At 71.3% G+C, this 1,489-nt stretch carries 1 protein-coding gene and 1 pseudogene; both read left to right on the top strand.

Annotated features, from left to right (window positions below; translation table 11 throughout):
- The first annotated feature begins 108 nt into the window (after positions 1-108).
- Positions 109-984, top strand: a complete 876-nt coding sequence (locus AC27IO_RS24135) for a DMT family transporter (RefSeq protein WP_498741200.1) — start codon at positions 109-111, stop codon at positions 982-984.
- Between the two features lie 167 nt (positions 985-1,151).
- A pseudogene (locus tag AC27IO_RS24130) lies at positions 1,152-1,489 on the top strand (SDR family NAD(P)-dependent oxidoreductase); the annotation flags it as partial.

Here is a 1,489-nt window from a genome sequence, read left to right as displayed (position 1 = left end):
CCCCCCGATACCGCGCGCTCCACGGCTCCTGCCGTCGAAGCGTCCGCTTCCGTTCCAGTGCAGCCCTCGGGGCCTTTGCCCGCGCCGAATGCCGGCGTGGCCGCCGGCATGGCGCTCGCCCTGGTCGGCGCCATCGCCTTCAGCGGCAAGGCCATCATCGTCAAGCTGGCCTATCGCCACGGCGTGGACGCGGTCACGCTCATCATGTACCGCATGCTGTTCGCGCTGCCGATCTTCGCGGCCATGGCGTGGTGGGCCAGCCGGGGCAAGGCGCCGCTCACGCGCCGCGACTGGGCGGGCGTGGCGTGGCTGGGGTTCACGGGCTACTACCTGGCGAGCTTTCTCGACTTCGCCGGGCTGGCCTACATCAGCGCCAGCCTGGAGCGGCTGATCCTGTACCTCAACCCCACCCTGGTGGTGGTGCTGTGCTGGGTGCTGTATCGCCGCAGCATCCGCTGGGGGCAGATGCTGGGCATGGCGATCAGTTACTGCGGCGTGGTGCTGGTGTTCGGGCACGAGGCGGGCCTGCAGGGCGCGTACGTGGCCTGGGGGGTGCTGCTGGTGTTCCTGTCGGCCGTGAGCTATGCGGTCTATCTGGTGTACAGCGGCGAGATGGTCAAGCGCATCGGCTCGCTGCGCCTGGTGGGCCTGGCGACCACGGTGGCGTGCGTGTGCTGCCTGCTGCAGTTCGCGGTGCTGCGGCCGCTGGGCGCGGCGGTGGTGGCGCCCGAGGTGCTGTGGCTGTCGTTGCTGAACGCCACGCTGTGCACGGCGGTGCCGGTGCTGCTGGTGATGATGGCCATCGAGCGCGTGGGCGCGGGCCTGGCCGCGCAGGCCGGCATGGTGGGGCCGCTGTCCACGATCCTGATGGGGGTGTGGCTGCTGGACGAGCCGTTCACGCTGTGGGTGGCGTCGGGCACGGCGCTGGTGCTCACGGGCATCTTCGTCTTCACCCGCATGGCGGCGCGCAAGCCCGCGGGCTGACGTCCTGCGGAGCCAGTGCCTGGCGCCGCGCATTCCCCTTGCCCGGCGCTGGCGCGTCGCGCTTCGTATCATGGTCCTTCGATCGCTGGCGCACCGGAAGCAGGGCGCCTTCGGTGCCTCTTGGTGTGATTCGCAACGGGCCGGACGACCGGCCGTGAAAGGAGACTATGGACCTGGGTATTGCCGGTAAATGGGCGTTGGTGTGCGGCGCCAGCAAGGGATTGGGGTATGGCTGCGCCGAGGCGCTGGTGCGCGAGGGCGTGAATGTGGTGATCAACGCCCGCAACGCCGAGGCGCTGGACCAGGCCGCGGCGCAGCTGCTGGCCGCGGCGGCCAACGAGTCGGCCACGCTGGCGCACAAGCACCCGCAGCCGATCGTGCTGGCCGTGGCGGCGGACATCACCACGCCCGAGGGCCGGGCCGCCGCGCTGTCGGTGGCGGGCGGGCCCGGGGCGGCGTTCGACATCGTGGTCACCAACGCGGGCGCCGCCGCCGGGCGACTTCC

The sequence above is a fragment of the Acidovorax sp. KNOB132 genome, from assembly GCF_057541515.1.
This window is presented reverse-complemented; position numbering and strand designations above follow the sequence as displayed.

Coding starts and splice junctions, on each gene's coding strand:
- AC27IO_RS24135 (WP_498741200.1), top strand. CDS start 109: ATGGCGCTCGCCCTGGTCGGCGCCATCGCCTTCAGCGGCAAGGCCATC.